At 62.5% G+C, this 24,330-nt stretch carries 22 protein-coding genes and 1 pseudogene; 17 read left to right on the top strand and 6 right to left on the bottom strand.

Going from position 1 to position 24,330, the window contains the following annotated elements; translation table 11 throughout:
• The first annotated feature begins 75 nt into the window (after positions 1-75).
• The 9 genes from DTX69_RS19290 (at position 76) to asnB (ending at position 10,084) form a co-directional block, all read left to right on the top strand.
• A complete protein-coding gene (locus tag DTX69_RS19290) occupies positions 76-747 on the top strand; it encodes an isoprenyl transferase (RefSeq protein WP_119303277.1) in 672 nt (223 codons plus the stop codon).
• On the top strand, positions 731-1,624 hold the full coding sequence (locus DTX69_RS19285; RefSeq protein ID WP_119303186.1) for a phosphatidate cytidylyltransferase: 894 nt from the start codon (positions 731-733) through the stop codon (positions 1,622-1,624). The genes DTX69_RS19290 and DTX69_RS19285 overlap by 17 nt, the downstream gene beginning before the upstream one ends.
• Positions 1,618-2,823, top strand: a complete 1,206-nt coding sequence (locus DTX69_RS19280; protein ID WP_119303185.1) for a 1-deoxy-D-xylulose-5-phosphate reductoisomerase — start codon at positions 1,618-1,620, stop codon at positions 2,821-2,823. Before DTX69_RS19285 ends, DTX69_RS19280 begins: the two co-directional genes overlap by 7 nt.
• A gap of 36 nt (positions 2,824-2,859) precedes the next feature.
• On the top strand, positions 2,860-3,993 hold the full coding sequence (gene rseP, locus DTX69_RS19275) for an RIP metalloprotease RseP (RefSeq protein ID WP_119303184.1): 1,134 nt from the start codon (positions 2,860-2,862) through the stop codon (positions 3,991-3,993).
• Between the two features lie 14 nt (positions 3,994-4,007).
• Positions 4,008-6,296, top strand: coding sequence for an outer membrane protein assembly factor BamA (gene bamA / locus DTX69_RS19270; protein WP_119303183.1), 2,289 nt, complete (start codon positions 4,008-4,010; stop codon positions 6,294-6,296).
• 44 nt (positions 6,297-6,340) lie between these two features.
• Complete coding sequence (locus tag DTX69_RS19265; RefSeq protein WP_119303182.1) at positions 6,341-6,904, top strand: OmpH family outer membrane protein; 564 nt, start codon at positions 6,341-6,343, stop codon at positions 6,902-6,904.
• Between the two features lie 16 nt (positions 6,905-6,920).
• The gene (fabZ, locus tag DTX69_RS19260) at positions 6,921-7,385 is read left to right on the top strand and encodes a 3-hydroxyacyl-ACP dehydratase FabZ (RefSeq protein ID WP_119303181.1); all 465 of its coding nucleotides are present in this window, start codon (positions 6,921-6,923) and stop codon (positions 7,383-7,385) included.
• A 20-nt stretch (positions 7,386-7,405) separates the two neighbouring features.
• Entirely contained in the window at positions 7,406-7,816 is a 411-nt protein-coding gene (gene gloA / locus DTX69_RS19255) for a lactoylglutathione lyase (RefSeq protein ID WP_119303180.1), read from the top strand.
• A 324-nt stretch (positions 7,817-8,140) separates the two neighbouring features.
• Entirely contained in the window at positions 8,141-10,084 is a 1,944-nt protein-coding gene (asnB, locus tag DTX69_RS19250; protein ID WP_322090901.1) for an asparagine synthase (glutamine-hydrolyzing), read from the top strand.
• A gap of 39 nt (positions 10,085-10,123) precedes the next feature.
• On the opposite strand, the gene ilvD is transcribed toward asnB, so the two are convergent.
• The 3 genes from ilvD to gltX all read right to left on the bottom strand — a co-directional run bounded on the left by ilvD (position 10,124) and on the right by gltX (position 14,913).
• Positions 10,124-11,989: a dihydroxy-acid dehydratase gene (gene ilvD, locus DTX69_RS19245; RefSeq protein ID WP_119303179.1), complete on the bottom strand. Its 1,866-nt coding sequence runs from the start codon at positions 11,987-11,989 to the stop codon at positions 10,124-10,126.
• Between the two features lie 6 nt (positions 11,990-11,995).
• A complete protein-coding gene (gene gltA, locus DTX69_RS19240) occupies positions 11,996-13,411 on the bottom strand; it encodes a citrate synthase (protein ID WP_284735923.1) in 1,416 nt (471 codons plus the stop codon).
• 107 nt (positions 13,412-13,518) lie between these two features.
• Positions 13,519-14,913 carry a glutamate--tRNA ligase gene (gltX, locus tag DTX69_RS19235; RefSeq protein ID WP_119303178.1) on the bottom strand — a complete coding sequence of 465 codons (1,395 nt, stop codon included), beginning with the start codon at positions 14,911-14,913 and terminating at the stop codon, positions 13,519-13,521.
• 243 nt (positions 14,914-15,156) lie between these two features.
• Between gltX and DTX69_RS19230 the strand changes: the two genes are divergently transcribed.
• Positions 15,157-17,178 carry a ComEC/Rec2 family competence protein gene (locus DTX69_RS19230; protein WP_119303177.1) on the top strand — a complete coding sequence of 674 codons (2,022 nt, stop codon included), beginning with the start codon at positions 15,157-15,159 and terminating at the stop codon, positions 17,176-17,178.
• On the opposite strand, the gene DTX69_RS19225 is transcribed toward DTX69_RS19230, so the two are convergent.
• Both DTX69_RS19225 and DTX69_RS19220 read right to left on the bottom strand, forming a co-directional pair.
• Positions 17,172-17,900, bottom strand: coding sequence for a LexA family protein (locus tag DTX69_RS19225; RefSeq protein ID WP_119303176.1), 729 nt, complete (start codon positions 17,898-17,900; stop codon positions 17,172-17,174). The two genes, DTX69_RS19230 and DTX69_RS19225, sit on opposite strands and share 7 nt — an antisense overlap.
• A gap of 174 nt (positions 17,901-18,074) precedes the next feature.
• Positions 18,075-18,428: a RidA family protein gene (locus tag DTX69_RS19220; RefSeq protein ID WP_119303175.1), complete on the bottom strand. Its 354-nt coding sequence runs from the start codon at positions 18,426-18,428 to the stop codon at positions 18,075-18,077.
• 118 nt (positions 18,429-18,546) lie between these two features.
• On the opposite strand from DTX69_RS19220, the pseudogene DTX69_RS31050 reads away from it, so the two are divergent.
• The 7 genes and pseudogenes from DTX69_RS31050 to DTX69_RS19180 all read left to right on the top strand — a co-directional run.
• Positions 18,547-19,179, top strand: a pseudogene (locus DTX69_RS31050) (ABC transporter ATP-binding protein); the annotation flags it as partial.
• A gap of 362 nt (positions 19,180-19,541) precedes the next feature.
• Entirely contained in the window at positions 19,542-20,333 is a 792-nt protein-coding gene (locus tag DTX69_RS19210) for an ABC transporter permease (protein WP_119303173.1), read from the top strand.
• A complete protein-coding gene (locus tag DTX69_RS19205; RefSeq protein WP_119303172.1) occupies positions 20,330-21,115 on the top strand; it encodes an ABC transporter permease in 786 nt (261 codons plus the stop codon). The genes DTX69_RS19210 and DTX69_RS19205 overlap by 4 nt, the downstream gene beginning before the upstream one ends.
• On the top strand, positions 21,115-21,705 hold the full coding sequence (locus tag DTX69_RS19200; RefSeq protein WP_119303171.1) for a hypothetical protein: 591 nt from the start codon (positions 21,115-21,117) through the stop codon (positions 21,703-21,705). The genes DTX69_RS19205 and DTX69_RS19200 overlap by 1 nt, the downstream gene beginning before the upstream one ends.
• 19 nt (positions 21,706-21,724) lie before the next feature.
• Positions 21,725-22,093 (top strand): hypothetical protein, encoded by a 369-nt coding sequence (locus DTX69_RS19195; RefSeq protein ID WP_119303170.1) that lies wholly within the window; start codon positions 21,725-21,727, stop codon positions 22,091-22,093.
• 321 nt (positions 22,094-22,414) lie between these two features.
• Complete coding sequence (locus DTX69_RS19185; RefSeq protein ID WP_119303169.1) at positions 22,415-22,939, top strand: hypothetical protein; 525 nt, start codon at positions 22,415-22,417, stop codon at positions 22,937-22,939.
• 1 nt (position 22,940) lies between these two features.
• A complete protein-coding gene (locus tag DTX69_RS19180; protein ID WP_119303168.1) occupies positions 22,941-23,840 on the top strand; it encodes a transglycosylase SLT domain-containing protein in 900 nt (299 codons plus the stop codon).
• A 147-nt stretch (positions 23,841-23,987) separates the two neighbouring features.
• On the opposite strand, the gene DTX69_RS19175 is transcribed toward DTX69_RS19180, so the two are convergent.
• Positions 23,988-24,251: a hypothetical protein gene (locus tag DTX69_RS19175; protein WP_322090900.1), complete on the bottom strand. Its 264-nt coding sequence runs from the start codon at positions 24,249-24,251 to the stop codon at positions 23,988-23,990.
• Between the last annotated feature and the right edge of the window lie 79 nt (positions 24,252-24,330).

The raw sequence follows: 24,330 nt of genomic DNA, 5'->3' as shown, positions 1-24,330 counted from the left end.
TCCACGGCGGTCAAGATTGGAACTGCGGGGGAAGCGCCGGACGGCGGCGCTATCCCACGCCACGTCGCAATCATCATGGATGGTAATGGCCGGTGGGCCAGGGCACGCGGCCTGCCACGCACGGTTGGGCACCGCGAAGGCGCCGAAGCGTTGCGCCGCGTGGTGCGCGCGTCGGCCGAGTTCGGCATCGATTATCTGACGGTGTTTGGCTTCTCGTCGGAGAACTGGAAACGGCCGCCGGAAGAGGTCACGGACCTCATGGGATTGCTCCGGCTGTATCTGCGCAAGGAGATCGCCGAGATCGACGAGAACGGCGTGCGCCTGCGCGTGATCGGGGATCGTGATCGCCTCTCCGCCGATATCATCCAGTTGATCGAGGATGCGGAGGAACGCACCGCCGGCAATACACGCCTCAATCTGACTGTAGCGCTAAGCTATGGCGGCAGGGCAGAGATCGTGTGGGCGGCTCAGCAGCTGGCCAAGGCCGTGCGCGCCGGTTCGCTGGATCCCGAAGATATCGACGAGGCGTCGTTCCACCGCCACCTGTTCACTGCCGACATGCCGGATCCGGACCTGGTGATCCGCACCAGCGGAGAGAAGCGGATCAGCAATTTCCTGCTGTGGCAGAGCGCCTACGCCGAATATGTCTTCATGGATAAGCTGTGGCCGGATTTCGCAGGCGAGGATCTGAAGACGGCCATTGCCGAGTTCGGCGGCCGGAAGCGGCGATATGGCGCAGCCGGCTGATCGCCCACCATCTAAACCAACAGGCGGCCTCACCAACCTTCAGAAGCGCATCCTGTCGGCGGCCGTGTTGCTGCCGCTGGTGGTCGTCGAGATTCTGCTCGGTCATCCCTATTTCGACCTTCTGATTGCGGTCTTCGTAGGGATCATGGCCTGGGAATGGGCACGGGTGTGCGCGCGACGGCGCAATCCCGCCGATCCGACCCCCGCCGCTCGCCTCGCGGCCGAGGCTTGGCTGGCGCCCGGCCTGGTTTCCATCCTCACTGCCGTGGCGGCAGTACTGGCGACCGGGTTTGGCCAAGGCGGCCTTGTGGCTGGGGCGATCATTGCAGTCGGCGCGACTCTCTCCGGCCTGCTCGCGCTGACCCACCACCGGTCCCGGGCAGCATGGTTTTCGGTCGGCACCATTTACGTAACCTTGCCGGCGTTGGCTCTGCTGGCGATCCGAGCCGACCCCCGGTTCGGGGAAGAGATGTTGTTCTGGACGATCGCCATGGTGGTCGCCGCCGACACCGGCGGCTATCTGGTCGGTCGGAGCGTCGGCGGTCCGAAGCTCGCACCGCGAATCAGCCCTAACAAGACCTGGGCTGGTTTGGGCGGCGCAGTGGCCGGAACCGCCCTGGTAGGATTATTGACGGGATTTATCCTAAATCACACCAACGTATTAATATTAACTTTGATGAGCGCCGGGCTAGGTGTTGTGGAACAGGCTGGAGACCTTGTGGAGTCGGCATTTAAGCGGCATTTTGGCGTTAAGGACACCAGCCAAATCATACCTGGCCATGGCGGCGTGCTGGACCGCGTCGATGGCTTGCTGGCGGTGGCTCTAGTGGTCGTGGTCATGAACAAATGGGTGGGAGGCAGCGTGCTGGCATGGTGACGAGAGAGGCCCTCAGGCCCGCGCCTTCGCCGCGTCGTGTCGCCATCCTCGGTTCCACGGGATCGGTGGGCCGCAACACTATCGACATCATTTCCCGCGACCCGGCGGCCTATGTGGTTGAGGCGCTGACGGCGCAGGACAATGCAGTCCTGCTGATCGAGCAGGCAAAGGCCCTGCGGCCGCGCTTCGTCGCGATCGGCAACCAGGCTCACTACGCCGCGGTAAAGGACGCCTTGGCGGGAACCGGCATCGAGGTCGGAAGCGGCCGCGCGGCGGTGATTGAGGCGGCAGCCCGCCCGGCGGAGTGGGTGATGTCCGCGATCGTCGGGGCGGCAGGGCTCGAACCGACGCTGGCGGCGGTCAAGCGCGGAGCGGTCATCGGGCTCGCCAACAAGGAGACATTGGTCTGCGCGGGTTCGGTGGTGATGCGCGAAGTGGCGCGCTGCAACGCCGTCATGGTGCCGGTCGATTCCGAACACAGCGCGATCTTCCAGTGCCTGGAGCAGAACAACGCGGAGGCGGTCGAGAAGATTATCCTTACCGCGTCGGGTGGACCATTTCGCCAGAAGACATTGGCGGAGATGGCGGAGATGACGCCCGAGCAGGCGGTCGCCCACCCGAACTGGAGCATGGGCGCCAAGATCTCGGTGGATTCCGCCACCATGATGAACAAGGGCCTGGAACTGATCGAGGCGCATCACCTATTCGGGTTGCCGGATACGCAGATCGACATCCTGGTGCATCCGCAGTCTGTCATTCACAGCATGGTCGCCTATCGCGACGGATCGGTATTAGCGCAGCTCGGCAGCCCGGACATGCGCACGCCGATCGCCTATGCCTTGGGCTGGCCAAAGCGCATCGCGGCGCCGGCCGATCGTTTAGATTTCAGCAAGGTAAAGCAGCTAACGTTCGAAGCACCTGACGAGGTGCGTTTCCCGGCGCTCAGAATTGCGCGCCAGGCGCTGCGGGCGGGCGGTGGCGCGAGCTCCGTGCTGAACGCTGCCAACGAGATTGCTGTCGCGGCCTTCCTTGCTCGCAAGATCCGCTTCACGGATATCGCAGCAATCGCCGAACAAGTGCTCGGCGAATTGCCGGACGGCCAGATCGAGCGGCTGGACCAAATTCTGGCTTTGGACGCCGAGGCCAGGCGGCGCGCGACTGATGCGGTCTTGGCGCGCCGCAGGAACACGACCGACTGACGTTCCGACAACCTCGAACTCCGGACCCACCGCCCAATGGACATTCTGGCCGCGATCCCACAATACGGCTTCTGGTTTCTGGTGCTGCTCACCGCGCTGGTGTTCGTCCACGAATATGGGCACTACATCGTCGCGCGCTGGTGCGGTGTCCGTGTGGAGGTTTTCTCCATCGGCTTCGGCCCCGAGCTGTTCGGCCGGACCGATTCGCACGGCACGCGCTGGAAGTTCAGCGCCATACCGCTTGGCGGCTATGTCAAGATGTTCGGGCAGGGCGCCAACCTTCTGGAGGGCGAGGCGGGCAAGGCCATGACGGAGGCCGACCGTCAGGTCGCTTTCGACTACAAGAGCGTGTGGCGGCGCATGGCGATCGTCGCCGCCGGCCCGATTGCCAACTATATCTTCGCAGCCGTTGTCTTCGCCACGATCTTTGCGGTCCATGGCAAGGACGTGGCTGCGCCCATCATCGGCGGCGTCCAGCCGGCGTCGGCTGCGGCTGAAGCCGGTCTGCAGCCGGGCGACCGGGTGCTTTCGTTGAACGGTACGGCCATCGACGACTTCAACGACATCCGCGAGTTCGTGCAGCTCAATCTCGACCAGGAAATCGCCGTTACGTTCGATCGGGACGGAGCCGTTGAGACGGTCGTGGCCCGGCCGACCATCGTCATCGAAAAGGATGCACGGGGCAATGAGATGCGTCTGGGGCGCCTGGGCATCATGGCCGCAGGCAAGGCCGAGCCCGTGGATATGGGGGTGGCCGAATCGGTGGTCGCAGGCGTCAAGCGTGTTTTCGAGATCAGCGGCGCCATGTTGAAGGGCGTCTGGCAGATGATCACAGGGGTCCGGCCAGCCGACGAGCTGGGTGGTGTCATCCGCATCGGCTATCTGTCCGGCGAGATTGCGCAGATCGGCGTCTGGCAGCTGATCACCTTCGCCGCGATGCTCTCGGTCAACCTGGGGCTCGTCAATCTTTTCCCCATCCCGTTGCTCGATGGCGGGCATCTGACCTACTACGCAATCGAAGCGGCACGGGGGAAACCCCTTGGGGAGCGGATCCAAGAGTGGGGATTCCGGATCGGCATCGCCTTCGTGCTCGGGCTTATGCTCTTTGCGACTTGGAATGACTTGGTTTTTCTGGACGTCATCGGTAAATTACGAGCCCTGTTTACCTAAGGGGTGTTTACCAAATGGCGTTTGTACGATGGCTTGCGCTGTTCGCAGGGCTGCTCTTCTGCACCCTGGCCGTGGCCCTGCCTGAGGCAAGCGCGCAGTCCATCTCCTCGGGCGATCCGATCCAGGAGATCCGCATCGAGGGCAATCAGCGTATCGAGGCGGAGACTGTCCGCTCTTATATGCAGATCAATCCCGGTGATCCGTTCGACGCCAGGCGAATCGACCAGGCGCTGAAGAACCTGTTCGGAACCGGACTGTTCGCCGACGTCAATTTCCGGCGTGAGGGCGATGCGCTGGTTGTCAACGTGACCGAGAACCCCATCATCAACAAGCTGGCGTTCGAGGGGAACAGGCGCATCGATGACGAAGCGCTGCAGGCGGAGGTTCAGCTGCGCCCGCGCGTCGTCTACACCCAAGCTCGGGTCCAGGCAGATGTGAAGCGCATTCTGGACCTGTATCGGCGGAGCGGCCGGTTCGCGGCAACGGTCGAGCCGAAGATCATTAACCTGGACCAGAATCGCGTGAATCTGGTGTTCGAGATCAATGAAGGCGACGTCACCGAGGTTCGCCGGATCGATTTCATCGGCAACAAGGTCTTTAGCGACGGCGACCTCAGGGATGAGATCGTGACGCAGGAAGCGGCCTTTTACCGATTCCTGAGCACTACCGATACCTATGACCCCGACCGGCTGACGCTCGACAAGGAAGCGCTGCGCAAGTTCTACCTGTCCGAGGGCTATGCCGACTTCCGCGTGGTGTCGGCGGTCGCGGAGCTATCTCCGGACCAGGAGGCCTTCTTCATCACCTTCACGGTCGAAGAGGGTGAGCGCTACAAGCTCGGCACTGTCGACATCAAGACGACGCTCAAGGACCTGGATCCCGAGTCGCTGCGCGAACTCGTGGAGACGGATGAAGGGGACTGGTACAACGCCGACCTAGTCGATGAGACCGTGCAGGCGATCAGTGACCGCGTTGGCAGCCTCGGCTATGCGTTCGTGGACGTGCGGCCGCGCATCGAACGGGATGCCGAGAATCTGGTCCTGAACCTGACCTACGACATTCAGGAAGGGCCCAAGGTCTACGTCGAGCGGATCGACATTGTGGGCAACGTCCGCACGCAGGATAAGGTCATCCGCCGTGAATTTCGACTTGCGGAAGGTGATGCCTTCTCGACCTCCAAGCTGCGCCGCACCGAGCAGCGGCTGAAGAATCTCGGCTTCTTCGAATCCGTCGACATCCAAGCCGTTGCATCCGACAGTCCCGACAAGACGGTGATCAGGGTCAAGGTTGCGGAGAAGTCGACCGGCGAACTGTCGTTCGGCGCCGGGTTCTCCACCGCGGACGGCCCGCTGGGCAACGTCGGCGTACGCGAGCGCAACCTGCTCGGCAAGGGATATGACCTCCGCGCCCAGTTCAACATTTCCGGACGGCGATCCACCATCGACGTCAGCTTTACCGATCCCTACTTCCTGGACAAGGAACTATCGGCCGGTTTCGACGTGTTCCACCGCCGCTTTGACCGCAGGGAAAGCTCGTTCCAGGAAAACAACACGGGCGCCGGTGTGCGTATGGGATATGATCTCAGTGAATACACCCGCCACACGGTCGCGTACACCTTCTCATATGATGAGGTGAAGAACGTGGATGACGACGCGTCGGACGTCATCCAGAACGAGGAAGGCTCGGAATTCCGCTCTATCATCGGCCACGACGTCATTTATGACCGGCGCGACAGCAGGACCGATCCGCGCGACGGCTATTACCTGCAGGTCGGCCAGGATTTCGCCGGCCTGGGCGGAACGGTGCGTTACCTTCGCAACACCCTGGGCGGTGGATATTTCATTCCCATCACCAAGGAAGTAACGATCGGCGCGACCGGTGAGCTTGGGTATATGTTCGGCATCGGCGACGACATCCGGGTCACGGATGCCTTCTTCCTCGGCGGCCAAAACCTGCGCGGTTTTGCCACAGGCGGTGTCGGCCCCCGGGATTCGGACACGGACGACTCCCTCGGCGGCAAGTTCCGGGCGGAGGGCACCGTTCAGGCCGCCTTCCCGATTGGCCTGCCGGAGGAGTACGGGATCCGCGGTCGTGTTTTCAGCGATTTCGGGACCTTGACGGGGACCGATTTTGAGGACGATATCGATCTCAACGATTCCTCCTCCCTGCGTGTCTCGCTGGGCGTCGGATTGACCTGGGTGTCGCCGTTCGGGCCGCTGGCCGTGGATTTGGCCTATCCGGTCCTGAAGGAACCGTTTGACGAAGAAGAACTCTTCCGCTTCAGCATCGGTACGTCGTTCTGAGCGGACCCAAACTGCGAAAATTGGAGTCGGATAACGTGCGCTCGATGAGAACCTGGATCATCGCCTTGATTGTTGCGACCGCGACAATTGGCGGCGGTATCGCCGTTCCTGTTCATTCCGCCATTGCACAGACCGCAGCCGCAAAGGATGTGCCCCTGGTGGTTGGAACGCTGGACCTCCAGACGATCCTCAAGAGATCCAAGGCCGGTCAATCGCTGGAGCAGGCGCTGCTTGCGAAAAGCAAGGCGATCAACGCGGAGATCGGCAAGACGGAGCAGGGATTGCGCGCCAAGCGCCAGCAGCTGGAGCAACAGCGCAGCTCGCTGCCGCCGGCCGACTTCCAGGCCAAGCTTGCCCAGCTCGAGAAGGAGTTTGACGCGCTGCGCAAGAGCGCGAGCGCCAAACGCAAGGAGCTGGAGCTGGCGCGCAACAAGGGTCTCGAGCAGATCTCGAAGACGCTGGACATCGTGATCCGCGACATTGCTGAGAAGCGGGGTCTGACTTTGATCATCAACAAGTCGCTGGTCGTCCTGGCGGCAGAGAACTGGGATATCACTACGGAGGTCCAGAAGGGCCTCGACACCAAGTTGCCGAAAGTCAGCATCTGATCGAGGCACAACGATCATGAGCGAAGCGCCATCGGAGAAGGGACTCGACATTGACGCCAAGGGCGTCATGAAGATGATTCCCCACCGCTATCCGTTCCTGATGATCGACCGCGTCGAAAATGCGGTCGCCGATAAGGGCTGCGTCGGCATCAAGAACGTCTCGATGAACGAGGGGATATTCCAGGGCCATTTCCCGAGCGACCCGGTGTTGCCCGGCGTCCTCATCATCGAGGCGATGGCGCAGACCGCTGCCGTGCTGGTCGTCCACACGCTGGGCGAAGCTTTTCACGGCAAGCTGGTCTATTTCATGAGCGTCGACAGCGCCCGCTTTCGCCGGCCGGTGGTGCCCGGCGACCAGCTGCGGCTCGAAGTGAAAAAGGACCGCCATCGCGGACCAGTCTGGAAATTCAACGGCGTAGCCAAGGTGGGCGAGCAGGTGGTGGCTGAAGCCGATTTCGCGGCCATGATCCGCGACGTATAGGACTCACGAAGGAGCTGGAGATGAACGCACACTCATCAGGCCAGTTGCTGCACACGATGATCCGGGTGTTCGACCTGGAGAAGTCGATCGATTTCTATACCAACAAGCTCGGCATGAAGCTGCTGCGCCGCAAGGACTATCCAAGCGGCGAGTTCACGCTGGCATTCGTCGGCTACGGCGACGAAGAATCGAACGCTGTCATCGAACTCACCCACAATTGGGGCCAGAAGGAGCCGTATCAGCTCGGCACCGCTTTCGGCCACCTCGCCATCGGCGTGCCCGACATCTACGGCACCTGCGAGCGCCTGGCGAAGGACGGCATCAAGATCCCGCGCCCGCCCGGACCGATGAAGCATGGCGGCTCCGTCATCGCCTTCATCGAGGACCCCGACGGCTACAAGATCGAGCTGATCGAGAAGAAGGCGAGCTAGTGTACCTAGCTCGATCTCTTCCTCGACCTGCTCGACATATGGATCCGCGCCGCAGCGGCGCCGCCGCGAAGGAGGGCGTAGACCTTCAGCGCAATGGGCCGCAGAGCGCGATTGCGCTGTGATGATTCTGTGGCGACCGCGACCCTTGTGAAGCCCTTCACAGCAGATCCATGGCCGGTTCGTTAGATCGGCGCTATCGAGAGGATCACGTCGATACGATATCGGCCATCAACGGACCATTCCCGATCTTGCGTGATCTTGAAAGAACCGGCGGCGTTCGCAATTTGCCGCCCGGCTCTGATTGCAAGACTGTACTCGAAGGATATGCTGATGTGCGGGATAGTTGCGCTCTTCTCACGCCGGACCCCAGTCGGTATCGAGACCGTTCAAAGGGCCGTTCAGTGCCTTCGACATCGAGGTCCCGATGGACAGCGCCATTGGATCAGCGCGGATCGGCGCGTCGCCCTCGGACATGCCAGGCTGAGCATTATCGACTTGACGATCGGCGATCAGCCGATTGCCAGCGAGGATAACCAGAGCTGGATCGTCGCCAATGGCGAATTTTACGGCTACGAGGCGATTCGAACCGAGCTGGAAGCTGCAGGGCACCGCTTAAGGACGCGCTCCGATAGCGAGATTGCCTTGCATCTCTACGAAGATCTCGGTCCGCAGTGCCTGCATCGGCTGCGCGGCGAGTTCGCGTTTGTCATTTGGGATGCGGCGAACCGTCTGCTGTTCGCGGCGCGCGATCGCTTCGGCATCAAGCCGCTGTTCTATGCAATCCACCAGAACACGCTCTATCTGGCCTCGGAAGTGAAGGCGCTGTTTGCCGCGGGGGTACCGGCCCGATGGGACCCCGACAACTTCTACCCGATGGTAGAGCTAGGCGGCTACCAGGCGCGAACCCTGTTCGACGGGGTCTTCCAGGTGCCGCCCGGCCATTACCTCATCGCAACGGATGCGCATCTGCAGGTCAACCGGTACTGGGATTTTGACTATCCCGTCGCGGATAGAGACGGAACTCGGCGTTCCGACGAAGAATACAAGGCCGAGTTTCGCGCGGTGCTGGAAGAGGCGGTTCGGATTCGCCTGCGTGCCGATGTTCCGGTGGGCTGCTATCTGAGCGGTGGCCTGGATTCCTGCTCGGTCCTTGGCCTGGCAGCACGCCATCATTCCGATCCGATCCGGGCGTTCACGCTCACCTTCGATCGCGCGGAATACGATGAAGAAGCGCAGGCAAGGGAGATGGCCGCAAGAGTCGGCGCGGAGTTCTATCCAATTCCAATTCGGCAAGACGACTTGGCGGACAACTTCGCCGACGCCATCGCGCAGTCGGAGACCTTGTGCGTCAACGCGCACGGCGTCGCCAAATACCTGTTGAGCCGCGCCGTGCGGGACGCCGGATACAAGGTTGTCCTGACGGGAGAGGGATCGGACGAGATCCTCGGCGGCTATGCCCATTTCAGGCGCGACATGCTGCTCTACAACCGGGCCGGTCAGGACCCGAAGGTCGTTGCGAAGCTTCTCGAGGAGCTGGAAACGCTCAACCCCGTGTCACGCGGCTTGCTGTTGCCGGATGGCGAACGAGGGTCTCTGGATGACGTCAGGCGGATTCTTGGATTCGTCCCGTCCTGGATGGAGACCTTTTCATCCCGGGCGATCAAGCTGCGCAGCGTGCTGGCCAAGGACTGCCTCGCCGCTGTGGACCACCGTCAGGGATATCGGCTGCTTTTGAGCGAGATTGATGTGCTGCGCCAGCTGTCTGGCCGTGAGCCGGTGCATCAGTCGCTGTATCTATGGTCGAAAACCGCGCTGCCTCAATACGTCCTGACCATGCTAGGCGACCGCATGGAGATGGGACATTCGATCGAAGGGCGGGTACCGTTTCTTGATCATCACGTCGTGGAGGTGATCCGCTCGCAGCCGGTCAATCAGAAGATACGCGGCATGACGGAGAAATACGTCCTGCGCGAAGCTGCCCGCGATACTATCACCGACACGATCTATCGCCGGCAGAAGCACCCGTTCCTCGCACCGCCGGCGAGCCTCGATCCCCAGGGGCGGCTGAACGCATTCGTTCAGGACACGCTGCGCGGCCCGACGCTCGCTTCGATCCCATTCCTTGACCGGGCCAAGGTCATCGAGATTCTGGATCGAATTGACGAGATGGACGACGGCGGCCGCGTCGCCAACGATCAGACATTGATGTTCCTTGCCAGCGTCTGCGTGTTGCACGACCGTTTCCGCCTGGGCGCGCCGGTTCGGTGATGCTGATCTGGTAGGGTGCGGATCGAGCAGCAGCCTGGATCAGTTTGGCCGCTTCGAAGAGGCGAGCTGCTCCACATCTCGCACCGCGCCACGCGCGGCACTGGTCGTGAAGGCGGCGTAGGCCTTCAGCGCCGGCGAGACGTTCCGCTTGCGCGTTGCGGGCTTCCAGGCAGCGGTGCCGCGCGCTTCCATGGCTTTGCAGCGTTCCGCCAGCACGGCGTCGGAGACCGCGAGCTTGATCGCGCGGTTGGGGATGTCGATCTCGATCCGGTCGCCATCCTCGACCAGGGCGATCAAGCCGCCTTCCGCCGCTTCCGGCGAGACGTGGCCGATCGATAGGCCGGAAGTGCCGCCGGAGAATCGGCCGTCCGTGATCAAGGCGCAGGCCTTGCCCAGGCCTTTCGATTTCAGATAGCTGGTCGGATAGAGCATCTCCTGCATGCCGGGCCCACCACGCGGGCCTTCGTAGCGGATCACCACGACCTCGCCGCTCTTCACCTGTCCAAGCAGGATGCCGGAAACAGCGTCATCCTGGCTCTCAAATACGCGTGCCGGACCCGCAAAGACGTGGATGCTCTCGTCGACGCCGGCGGTCTTCACGATGCAGCCATCGAGCGCGAGGTTGCCCTTGAGGACCGCAAGGCCGCCCTCGCGCGAGAAGGCGTGCTCGGCATCACGGATCACGCCACTGGCGCGGTCGAGATCGAGTTCCTTCCAGCGCTGGTCCTGGCTGAAGGCCGTTTGCGTCGGCACGCCACCTGGTGCCGCCAGATAGAACTGCTGTACGCTCGTGCTGTTGGACTGACGGATATCCCAGCGCTTCAGCGCATCGCGGAGGGTCTTGCTGTGCACGGTCGGCATGTCGGGATGCAGCAAGCCGGCCCGATCGAGTTCGCCGAGAATCGCCATGATGCCGCCGGCGCGGTGCACGTCCTCCATATGCACGTCGGACTTGGCGGGTGCCACCTTGCAGAGGCAGGGCACCTTGCGCGACAGCCGGTCGATGTCGCTCATGGTGAAGTCGACACCCGCTTCATGAGCGGCGGCAAGCAGATGCAACACCGTGTTGGTGGAACCGCCCATCGCAATGTCGAGGCTCATGGCATTCTCGAACGCTGCGAAGCTGGCGATGCTCCGCGGCAGCACGCTGGCGTCATTCTCCTCGTAGTACCGGCGCGTGATGTCGACGATCAGACGCCCGGCCTCCAGGAACAGGCCCTTGCGATCGGCATGCGTAGCCAGCACCGAACCGTTGCCCGGCAGCGAGAGGCCCAGCGCTTCGGTCAGGCAGTTCATCGAATTGGCGGTGAACATGCCGGAGCAGGAGCCGCAGGTGGGGCAGGCGGACCGCTCGATGGTCGCGACTTCGGCATCCGAATACTTGTCGTCAGCGGCAGCGACCATGGCATCGACCAGGTCAAGCGCCACTACCTTGTCCTTGAGATTGACCTTGCCGGCTTCCATCGGGCCGCCGGAGACGAATACGACCGGGATGTTGATACGCAACGCCGCCATCAGCATGCCCGGCGTGATCTTATCGCAATTCGAGATGCAGACCATGGCATCGGCGCAATGCGCGTTCACCATGTATTCGACGCTGTCAGCGATGAGCTCCCGCGAGGGCAGGCTGTAGAGCATGCCGTCATGGCCCATCGCTATCCCGTCATCGACCGCGATCGTATTGAACTCCTTCGCCACGCCGCCGGCCGCTTCGATCTCGCGCGCAACCAGTTGGCCGAGATCCTTCAGATGGACATGGCCAGGCACGAACTGGGTGAACGAGTTCACCACGGCGATGATGGGCTTGCCGAAATCGTCGTCCTTCATGCCGGTGGCGCGCCATAGGCCGCGCGCGCCGGCCATGTTGCGGCCGTGGGTCGTGGTCCGTGAACGGTAGGCTGGCATGTCTCGCTACTTCCGCTTCTCGATCGGCAGGTACGGCCGTTCGCCATATCCGGTATAGAGCTGCCGCGGACGGCCGATGCGCTGCGTAGGATCTTCGATCATCTCCTTCCACTGCGCCACCCAGCCGACGGTGCGCGCAACGGCGAACAGCACGGTGAACATCGAGGTCGGGAAGCCGATCGCCTGCAGGATAATGCCGGAATAGAAATCGACGTTCGGGAACAGCTTGTGGGAGACGAAGTAGTCGTCTTCCAGCGCGATGCGCTCCAGCTCCATCGCGAGCTCGAGCAGCGGCTCGTCACGCTTGCCGAGGGCATCCAGCACCTCATGGCAGCTCTGGCGCATCACTGCGGCACGCGGGTCGTAATTCTTGTAGACCCGATGGCCGAAGCCCATCAGGCGGAAATTGTCGTCCTTCGACTTCGCGCGCTTGATGTATTCCGGGATGCGGTCCTTGCTGCCGATCTGGTGCAACATGGCGAGCACGGCTTCATTGGCGCCGCCGTGCGCCGGGCCCCACAGGCTGGCGATGCCGGCCGCGATGCAGGCGAACGGATTGGCGCCGCTCGACCCGGCGATGCGCACGGTCGAGGTCGAGGCGTTCTGTTCGTGATCGGCGTGCAGGATGAAGATCTTGTCCATCGCCTTCGCGACGACGGGGTTGATCTCGTAATCCTCCGCCGGCACCGCGAAGTGCATGTAGAGGAAGTTCTCGGCATAGGAGAGGTGGTTGCGCGGATAGATGAATGGCTGGCCGACGGAATACTTGTAAGCCATGGCCGCGATCGTCGGCACTTTTGCGATCAGGCGGTGCGCGGAGATTATGCGCTGGTGCGGATCGTGGATGTCGGTGCTGTCATGATAGAAGGCCGAGAGCGCTCCCACCACGCTCACCATCACCGCCATCGGATGCGCGTCGCGCCGGAACCCGCTGAAGAAGCGGGTGATCTGCTCGTGCAGCATGGTGTGATAGGTGATGTTCCGCTCAAACTTGGCTTTCTGCTCCGCGGTCGGCAGTTCGCCCTCGAGCAGCAGGTAGCAGACCTCCATGAAATCCGAATAGGCTGCCAGCTCTTCGATGCGGTAACCCCGATGCATCAGGACGCCCGCCTCGCCATCGATGTAGGTGATGGCGGACTGGGTCGAGCCGGTCGAGCCATAGCCAGGGTCGTAGGTGAACAGTCCGTGTTCGGTGTAAAGCTTGCGGACGTCCATCACGTCGGGGCCGAGCGTGCCTTTCAAGACCGGCAGATCCCACGTCTTGCCGTCGCGGCCGTCCTTCACCGTGACCTTGGCATGGGCTGTCGGCGGCTGCGGCTTGATCTTCGAATCCGCGACCTTGATCTTCGGCTTCATGGCCTGCAGGGCGGCGGAACCGCCCTTCTTCGATTTGCGCTTTGCTGAAATTTTGTTTTTTGCCATGGTGTTATCCTGATCCGTCGAGGGCCCTGGAAAGGTTAATAGTTACCGTAGCACCGATACCGTGAAGCTGCGATGACCTATTTTGCCTTGCAGCATGGCTGAGGCGATCAGCTGCCCGCAAGCACATCGTCGATGCGGCCCAGCGTTTCCTCGCGCCCCAGAACCTGCATGACCTCGAAGATCGGTGGAGAGGTCGTAGCACCCGTCAAGGCGGCGCGGAGCGGCTGGGCGATCTGGCCAAGTTTGATCCCCTTGGCCTTGGCAAATCCCCGCGCCGCCGCCTCGAGATCGGCGCCGCTCCAGCTTTGGGACCCCGCCACCACGCCACGCAATTCCTTCAGCACCTTTGACGCCTCGGCGGTCAACTGTGCCCGCGCCTTGTCGTCCGGCGCCAGCGGGCGCTTCAACGTATAGAATCGTGCGTTGTCAGCGAGTTCCTTGAGCGTCTTGGCGCGTGCCTTGAGTCCCGGCATCCCGATCGTCAGGCGCTCCTCGGTCGTCGCATCGCCCGTGACGCCCAGCCGCAGTGCGACCTCCTGGACTAGGCGCGCATCGTCGGCCTGCCGCAGATAATGGCCGTTCAGATTGTCGAGCTTGGCGAAATCGAAGCGGGACGGGGCACGGCCGCAACCGTCCAGATCGAACCACTGGACCGCCTGCTCAGTCGAGATGATCTCATCATCACCGTGGCCCCACCCCAGCCTTAGCAGGTAGTTGCGCAAGGCTTCCGGCAGATAGCCCATGTCGCGATAGGCCTCGACCCCGAGCGCGCCGTGGCGCTTGGAGAGCTTCGCGCCGTCCGGCCCATGGATCAGCGGAATATGAGCAAAGCTCGGCGGCTCCCAGCCCATTGCCTGGTAGATCTGCAACTGCCGGAACGTGTTGGTCAGGTGATCGTCCCCACGGATCACATGGGTGATGCCCATGTCGTGATCGTCGACCACCACCGAGTGCATGTAGGTTGGGTTGCCATCGCTGCGCAGCAGGATCATGTCATCAAGCTGCTCGTTGGAGACGCGTACCTCGCCCTGCACCTTGTCGTGCACGACGGTCTCGCCACTGGTTGGCGCCTTCAAGCGAATAACGGGCTTCACGCCCGGCGGGGCATCTTTTGGGTCGCGGTCGCGCCAGCGGCCGTCATAGCGCATCGGCTTGCCAGCGGCGCGTGCGGCTTCGCGCATCTGCTCCAGTTCTTCTGGCGTGGTGTAGCAGTAGTAGGCCTTGCCTTGCTTCAGCATCTCGAGCGCGACTTGGGCGTGACGCGGCGCGCGGGCGAACTGGAAGACCGTCTCGTCGTCCCAATCAAGGCCGAGCCACTTCAACCCGTCGATGATCGCGTCGATGGCCTCCTTGGTGGAGCGCTGCCGGTCGGTGTCCTCGATCCGCAGGCGGAAGACGCCGCCATGGTGGCGGGCAAAAAGCCAGTTGAACAAGGCCGTGCGGGCACCTCCGATATGGAGGAACCCGGTGGGCGAGGGGGCAAAGCGGGTGACGACAGTCATTCGGTCGCAATCCAATGGTGTTTTCTGCGCCGGTCCAGGCGCGCTCCGGGGTTCTTAGCCAGAGGGCGGGTCCTTGGCAACTGACAGTACCGCACTGGTCTGATACAGCTATCACGTGTAACGAGCGAGCGGGGGAGCCCTGACCTGAGCCAGTGGATTGAAAGCCTGTTCCTGGAGCAGCGCCGCCTCTGGCCAGTTTGGCTGGCCACCGCATTTGGCGCGGGCGTCGCGCTCTATTTCGCCTTGCCGGCGGAGCCGCCGATCTGGGTCGGGCTTGTGGCGCTCGCGGCGGGTGCGGCCGCCGGCTGGCTGCTAAGGCGACACGACACTGTGCTTGCTGCCTGCATCCTGCTGACAGCGATGGCAGCGGGGTTCCTGGCTGGGCAGATGCGAACCGCGCAGTTCGAGGGGCGCATGCTGCCGGCGCCGATGGAGCGCGCCCTGTTCGTCGGCATCGTCGATCAGATCGAACTGCTGCCGGCCGGACAGCGCGTGACGTTGCGGGAGGTCGACATCAAGGACCTGCCGCGCGAAGCAACGCCGCTTCGCATGCGGATCAAGACAGTGGTTGCCCAGCCGGAACTCCGCATCGGCCAGAAGGTCGGTGGCGTTGCCAGCCTCAGCGCGCCCGCAGGCCCTGCCGAGCCCGGTGCCTTCAACTTTCGCAGGCAGGCCTTCTTCGGCGATCTGGGTGCGACCGGATTTGGATTCGGGCGCTTGAAGGTCATCAAGCAGCCGGATGAAACCGGGTTCGCCGGAATCACCACGGCCGTCGCCGATTGGATCAGTGCGACGCGCGCGGCCATCGCACAGCGGATCCGTAGCCAGTTGCCGGATGGAGCCGGCGCCACTGCCATTGCGTTGACCGTCGGGGATCAGACGGCCTTGCGCGCCGCCGACATCAATGCCATGCGCGATTCCGGTCTGGCGCACCTGATGTCGATCTCCGGGCTGCATATCGGTATCGCAGCTGGGTTGTTCTTCTTCGGGCTGCGCTTCGCGCTCGCCTTCATTCCGTGGATTGCGTTGCGCTATCCGGTCAAGAAATGGGCTGCCGCCCTCGCTATCCTGGCAGCCGCGCTCTATGCGGCACTTGCCGGCTGGACGCCGCCAACTCAGCGATCGCTGCTGATGTCGGGGATCGCGCTGACCGCCATCATGCTCGATCGCTCGCCGATCTCGCTGCAGCTCGTCGCCTGGGCGGCCGCTTTCATCCTTATGTTCCAGCCCGAGACATTGCTCGGCGCCAGCTTCCAGATGTCGTTCGCGGCCGTGTTCGCGCTGGTCGTGGTGTTCGATCGACTGGGGCCGTGGCTTGCTTCGCGGCGCCAGAAATGGGGCGAGGGAGCGAGCTGGGATGCGAAGCTGTTTGCGGTGGTCGGCAATACGATGCTGTGGCTCGCGGCGACCGTCGTCACCAGCTTCGTCGCAGGCCTCGCTACCTTGCCGTTCGCGTTGTTCCATTTCGATCGGTTGTCGATTTATGGCGTGTTCGCGAACGCCAACGCAGTGCCGCTGACGGCGTTCTGGGTCATGCCCTCAGCAGCGCTCTCACTGCTGCTTATGCCATTCGGCTTGGAGAATTGGCCGTTGCAGGTGATGGGATGGGGATGCGAACTGCTGTTGTGGGTGGCGCACTGGGTTGCCGGCTGGCCAGGCGCGATTGCAGTCCTGCCAGCGATGCCCAGCCTTGCGCTGCCGGTTGTGGCAGTCGGCCTGTTGTGGCTCGGCATGGCACGCGGTCGCTGGCGAGCGCTCGGTGCCATACCAGTTGCAGCGGCGATCGCCTCGGCTTGGATGGTGCCGCGGCCGGACATCCTGATCTCGCCAAGCGGCAAGCTGGTGGCCTTTCGTGCCCCAAACGGCGACCTCATGTTGAGCTCCAATCGCGCCGAGCGTCTAGTGCGCGACACCTGGCTGCGCCGCAACGGGCAGATCCGCTTCGACGACATCGGCGATCTGCATGGTTCGGAAGATTGGCTGCGTTGCGACCACGGCGTCTGTGACTATGCTGGCCGTGTGCGCGTGATTCTGTCCGACGTGCCAGCGGACTGCAGCGCACCGCAGCTTTCAGTCGTGCCGCGCGCAGTCGCTGTCGGTTGTCCGGATGGCAGTATCGACCAGGCCGATCTGGTTGCGCGTGGCGCGCACGCGATCTATCTCGCGGATGGCGCGATAACGATTGTCGATGCGGCGGCGTCGATCGGCGACCGTCCCTGGGCGTCGCCCCGACTCTCGGCCGACGACGTGGGAACGGATCAGTAGCGCCGCATCAAGCCGACCAGACGGCCCTGGATGCGCACGCGATCGGGACCGAAGATGCGAGTCTTGTGCGCGGGGTTCGCCGGCTCGAGCGCAATCGAGTCACCCTTGCGCCGCAGGCGCTTCAGCGTGACTTCGCTGTTGTCGATGAGGGCCACCACGATGGTGCCGTTCTCCGCCGTCTCGCAGCGCTCGATGACCACGGTGTCGCCTTCTTGGATCCCAGCGTCGACCATCGAATCGCCCTCGACCGTCAGGGCGTAGTGCTCGCCTCGGCCCAGCATGGTGGCCGGCACGTCCACGGAGTTTGAATTGTCGCGCAACGCCTCGATCGGCGTGCCGGCTGCGATCTTGCCGTAGAGCGGAAGCTGCAAGGCGCTGCTGGGCTGCGCCGCCACCACCGCACCCGGCAGGGACGGCGTGAAATCGCCGCGAATGACATTGAGGGCTGCGCGCCGCTCCTCGCCCACGGCGGTACGGCTGGCCACCTGGACCGCCTTCACCGTCTGATCCTCCGGCAAGCGGACCACGTCCAAGGCCCGGGCGCGGTGAGGCAGGCGCTTGATGAATCCTCGCTCTTCCAGGCCGGTGATCAGCCGGTGCACGCCCGACTTGGACTTGAGGCCCAGGGCCTCCTTCATCTCGTCAAAGGACGGGGAAATCCCGGTTTCCCCTAATCTCTCCTGGATGAATTTGAGCAATTCGCGCTGCTTGCGTGTCAGCATGACATCCTCATTTCCCGCCTGCTTTCCGGCGCCGTCCGCGCCTGTTGGGAGGCCGGGTCACCAGGGATTGCGATAGAACAAATCACAAACACAGGATGATGTTCTATTTTGGTTCTGGCGTCTCGTCAAGGCGTTTGTTGGGCGCCCTTATGCGGCGCCCAACGCTCACGGCGGCTACTTGCAGGCGGCGGTCACCATGATCTCGACCTTCCATTGCGGGCCGGCGAGCTTCGCCTCGACGGTCGCGCGGGCCGGGGCCTGACCCTTCGGGATCCACTCGCCCCAGGCCTTATTCATCTCGGCGAAAGTGGAGATGTCGGTGAGCCAGATGTTGGTTTTCAAGATGCGAGTCTTGTCCGAATTGGCTTGCGCGAGCAGATCGTCGATCTGCTTCAGGATGTTCTTCGTCTGCTCATAGACGGAGGAGGGGACCGGGTCTTCCGCAACCTGCCCCGCCAGATACGCGATGCCGTTATGCACGACCATGTCGGCAATCATCGTCGCATCGCCGAAACGCTTAATCGTCATTCTTCACTCCTGATTTTCGTGATGGTGAGAAAGGAAGGTACGCATCATAGCGAGCCCAGTGCCGCGCACAATTCCCACGCAGCTTGAATTTTGGGCCAATTGCTGGTCCCCTCGTTTCATGCCGATCATCCACGTCGATCATTTATGCAAGGACTATCAGGTCCATCAGAAGGAGCCCGGGCTTGCCGGTTCCTTGCGTTCGTTCGTGCGACGGAAATACCAGATCGTGCCGGCAGTCAAGGACGTGAGCTTCGAGATCGCGCAAGGCGAGATCGTCGGCTTCCTCGGGCCCAATGGTGCCGGCAAGACCACAACGCTGAAAGTGCTATCAGGGCTGCTCTATCCGACATCGGGGCGCGCCAGCGTGCTTGGCTTTACGCCGCACGAGCGCAAGGCGGAGTTTCTCAAGAGCATCACCATGGTCATGGGCCAGAAGCAGCAGCTGGCCTGGGATATGACGCCGGGCGATTCCTTCCTGGTCAATCAGGCGATCTACGACGTGCCCGACCAGGATTTCCGGCAGCGCGTTGGCGAGCTGACGGATATGCTGGAATTGCAGCCGGTGCTCAAGAAGCCGGTGCGCAAGCTTTCGCTCGGCGAGCGCATGAAGTGCGAGCTGGCGGGGGCGCTGCTACACGGACCGAAGATCCTGTTCCTGGACGAGCCGACCATCGGCCTCGATGTCAACATGCAGCAGGCCGTGCGCACGTTCGTCGCCGACTACAACAGGCGTACTGGTGCTGCGGTCATCCTCACCTCGCACTACATGGCGGATGTCGAGGCGCTGGCGGAACGTGTGCTGGTGATCGATGGCGGGCGCCTGGCGTTCGACGGCAACCTCAGCGCCCTGGTGGCTGAGCGGGCGCCGAACAAAGTGCTGAAGCTGCAGCTCGCGCAGCCGGTTTCGCCGGAGCGGCTGGCGGTGTTCGCGCCGGTGCGCATGATCGAGGGGCTGACGGCGGAGCTGCTGGCGCCGCGCGGCAATGTGGCGGAGATCGCAGCGCGCATCCTCAACGACGTGCCGGTTGCCGACATCGCGATCGAGGACATGCCGATCGAGGAAGTGCTGGGCCGCCTGTTCCAGCGCAAGCCGATGGCGGAGGCGGCCAAGTAATGCCGAGCTTTCGTGCCATCCGTGCCTTGCTGGCGCTGAATTACGGCATCTCGCTGCAATACCGTGCCCAGTCGGTGCTGTGGATGATCAACGGCACGGTGCCGCTGATCATGATGCTGATCTGGCTGCAGCTGGCCAAGGGCGGGCCGATCGGCGGCTACGATGCGACCACCTTCGCGCAATATTTCCTGTTCATGTTCCTGGCGCGGCAATCGACGCCGACCTGGGTGATCTACCTGATGGACCGCGGCGTGAAGAACGGCGAGCTCACGCCCTATCTGCTCCGTCCCATGCATCCCGTCTGGCACTATGCCAGCGAGCATTGGGGCGAGTTGCTGTGCCGCCTTCCCATCATTCTGCCGATCGTCGCCGTCGGCCTCACCATCGCCGATGCCTGGTCCTGGTCGCTGCTTGCCCATCTGCCGGCTTTCGTACTGGGGCTCATGATGGCCTGGTTGATCAATTTCACAGTCCATATGACGGTCGGGTTGATCGCGTTCTGGTCCGACAACGCACTTGGCTACGACACGGTGATCTATCAACTCTACATCATGCTGGGCGGCGTGGTGGTGCCGGTCGAACTGTTCCCGGAGGCCGTGCAAAGCATTCTCGCCTGGACGCCATTTCCCTATGTGCTGGATTTTCCGGTGCGCGTCATGATCGGCCGCATCGAAGGCTTTGATGTGCTGGCCGGCTTCGGCATCCAGCTGTTTTGGATCGCCGTGCTTGGCGCGCTCTTCACGTGGGGTTGGCGTAAGGCTTTGAGGCAATACTCGGCGGCGGGCGCATGAAGCGGCATTTGAAGCTCATCCTGCTGTTCATCCGCGCGACGGTGCAGATCCAGCTCGAATATCGCTCCGGTGTCTTCGGCCGCACGCTTGCCAATATCCTCTCCACAGGCACGTCGGTGATGCTGCTGTGGGCGATGTTCCGGCAGGTCCCGTCGATCGGCGGGTGGAGCTTCGACCAGGTGCTGGTGCTGGTCGGCATCGTGACCACCATCGAGTTCGTGGTGGAGATCTGGTTCTACCCGAGCCTCAGCAAGATAACGACCTATGTTCAGCGCGGCGAATTCGACGTGCTGCTGATCAAGCCAGTGGCCTCCCAGTTCCTCGTCACGTTCCGCCATCTGCAGGTGATGGAGCTCACCGGGCTTGTCATCGGACTCACCGTGATCGGGGTCGGCATGCATCGCGTCGGATCCGTGACATCGTTCAATATCCTGCTGCTTGCGATATTCCTGGTCGCCTCGGTCGTCATCATCTACAGCCTGTACCTTGCGCTCTCCACGCTCGCGTTCTGGTTCACGCGCATCGAAGAGGTCGCGAGCATGATCTGGCTACACTCGACCGCCGGCAGCTTCCCGGTGGCGGCCTATCCGCCGTGGGCCAGGCTGCTCTTCACCTTCGTGCTGCCGGTGGCCTTCGTCACCAACGTGCCTGCACAGGCTGCTACGGGGCGGCTCAGTTGGGAATGGGGGCTGGGCGCGCTTGCCTTCGCGACGTTCGTGTTCTGTGGCGCGACTTGGCTGTGGAATCTCGCGATCCGGAACTACAGCAGCGCCAGCTCATAGTGACCCAGCGCCTCGAGGCGGTCACCCAGACCACCGACACGCTCAGTTATGACGGGCTCAACCGCCTGACCCAGGCGGTCACCAGCAATCCCAGCCTGCCGCTCAATCTCACCAAGACCATCACCTACGACGCGATCGGCAACATCAGCGCCAAGTCGGATGTCGGCACCTACAGCTACGATCCGATGCGCGTGCATGCGGTCGCCAGCATCGCGCCCGGCGCGACCGGCACCGTGACGGCCAGCTACACCTACGACGCCAACGGCAACATGCTGACGGGCCGCGGCCGCACAGTTAGCTGGACCAGCTTCGACATGGTGAGCGAGATCGCCCAGGGCACGACCAGCGTCGCCTCCACCTATGACAGCGAGCATGCGCGCCTCACGCAGGTGAGCTCCACGGCGCCACCAACTCGTACAATCCAAAGACCGGTAAGCTCGAAGAATCACGGGTCCAGTATGACGAGTATGGACGACAGAGGTACCGAACGGATTATACTGATCACGGATACCCGCAAGACCATGACGTTCCCCATACCCACAAGAGGGAATATGGGCCTGGGTACGGTCCGAAAGGCAAAGAGACAGTAACGCCAGGGGAGTTTTAGAAATGTCCGAAATACGCGGCTCTGAAAAAGTGTCTGCGAAACTTGGTCGGTTTTCTCCAAGTGCTTTCAAAATAGTTGAAAAGCTTGCGTTCTTTGCAGCTGACGTCGAAAGCACGCGCTACGATCTCGATATCGTCCTCTTGACGGACAAAAGTACCATGCAATACCGAGTTTCCATCCGGTTCGAGAATGTGATTGGGCTCAAGGTCAAGGATTTTGGTGGCGGGTTGACTCAAGTAATGGGACTCTACATCCAGGACATATCGGAGAAAGGATGGGACAGGCAAAACTGGGAAATAGGCGATTTCGAGCATTCGGTGATCTCTTTCAGGTGTAGAGACTTGTATATCTCGTCGTGCGAAGCTGTGTAATCGATCAAATCGTGGCCATAGGCTGCTTCGCTAGAGCTATAATCTCGACACCGGCCGCATCGCGACCATCCAGGCCGGTTCGGGCAACGCGGTTCAGAACCTCGGCTTCACGTTCAATACGCTGGGCAACCTGACCCAGCGCGTCGATGCGGTCACGCAGACCACCGACACGCTGAGCTATGACGACCTCAACCGCCTGACCCAGGCGGTCACCAGCAATCCCAGCCTCCGCTCAATCTCACCAAGACCGTCGACTACGACGCGATCGGCAACATCACCGCCAAGTCGGACGTCGGCACCTACAGCTACGATCCCGCGCGCGTGCATGCGGTCGCCAGCATCACACCCGGCGCCACCGGCACGGTGACGGCCAGCTACACCTACGATGCCAACGGCAACATGCTGACGGGCCGGGGCCGCACCGTCAGCTGGACCAGCTTCGACATGGTGAGCGAGATCACCCAGGGCACGAACAGCGTCGCCTTCACCTATGACAGCGAGCATGCGCGGCTGAAGCAGGTGAGCTCGGACGGGTCGACCAAGTATTATCTCAACGATCCCACCAGCGGGGCCATGGCGGAGAAGATCGTCGGCGCCAGTCTCTCCGTCACCTGGAACGACTACGTCATGCTGGGCGGGGAGATGATCGCCCTCAAGGTCTCCGGCGTTATCGTCCCGGCTAACCCAGCTTATCGGCCTGGCATAGGCCTTGCGTTATCTCCATTAGGATCAACGCGGAGAAGCGCGAAGATGGCCCATTTCGCAGCCATCCAGCCCGGAAAGGGCACTGGCGACCGGCAATATTTGCCGGGTGACAGCGTGCGGCTGCCGCTCAAGGGAGACTGACATGGCCGCTAGCACGATCGGGCTGGGCGCCCAGGCGAATGGCTACAACATCCGCGCTGACGTCCTGAAGGGCATCCAGCAGGCCAGCGCCAATACCGGTGTGGATTTCGCCTATCTGATGGCACAGGCGGCCAAGGAAAGCGGCTTCGATCCCGACGCGAAGGCCAAGTCGTCGAGTGCCGCCGGCCTCTATCAATTCGTGGAACAGACCTGGCTTTCGGTGGTGCGCAAGCATGGTGCCGAACACGGCCTAGGCAACATGGCATCCAAGATCAAGATCAGCGAAGACGGCAAGCTGCGCGTGGCTGATCAGGCGCTGCGCAAGCAGATCCTGGATCTGCGCCGCGACCCCGTGATTGCGGCCGCGATGGCGGCGGAACATGCCGCCGACAACGAGCAGCGGCTCGAGGCGAAGCTCGGCCGTGAGGTCGAGCCCATCGACCTCTATCTCGCGCATTTCCTTGGCCTCAACGGCGCGACCAGCTTCCTGCGCGCCATGGAGAGCAATCCGAACCAGGGCGCAGCGAGCCTGTTCCCGAAGGCGGCCGCGGCGAATCGCTCCGTGTTCTATCGCACGGACGGATCGCAGCGCACGCTGCAGGAGATCTACGACCGATTCGAAAGTCGCATGACAACGGAGATGGCGGCCTATGACGATCTCGAAGGCACCTCGGCCGGTGGTGCAACCTTGTTCGCCGATGTGCGCTCAGCGCGTAGCCACGGCGCAGGCGCGGTCGGCGACGGTGCGATCTATGGACAGACCAATCCCGGCGGCGTTCTCTCGCCCTTCATGCTGGTGACGCTGGCGTCTCTGCCGACCGGCCGCGATCGCGACGACGACGTGAGCGCCCAGCGCAACAGCCTCTTCAACCGCGCCACCATCGGCAACCCGACGGCGTAGGGACTGACTACCTCTCCACGCGTCATTGCCGGCGGCGCGAAGCGACGACCCGGTAATCCAAGTTGACCTGTGCGTATCTCGAAGAGACTTGGGTCACCGGGTCGACGCTTCGTGTCGGCCCGGTGATGACGGGAAAGAGCGAGCGGCTCAGTGCCGGTCCACCAGCTGCCGGCCCTGCTCGGTCAGCTTGCACACCAGCCAGTCGGGCTTCAGCGGATTGGTGAACCAGGGTTCGGCCCAGCCGTGGGCGATGCAGCTGCGGACCATGCCTTCATGCACGCGCTGGCCCCATTCGTCGAACAGGGGCAGCTTGCCGCCGGGTTGCCTGATGCCGCGCTCCAGCCAATGACGCTGCGCGTCCGTCGGCCTCTGCTCCACTTCAATGGAATGAAGTCCCCTTGTCATAGCCATCCCCAGCTCCCGTTCTTTGATTGCACTTTAGCAAATTGCGCCCACGGATCAATAAGCTGCAAGGATAGAGGCTTAAGGA

It is taken from the genome of Dongia deserti (assembly GCF_003574735.1).
Taxonomy (GTDB): Bacteria; Pseudomonadota; Alphaproteobacteria; order Dongiales; family Dongiaceae; genus Dongia_A; species Dongia_A deserti.
This window is presented reverse-complemented; position numbering and strand designations above follow the sequence as displayed.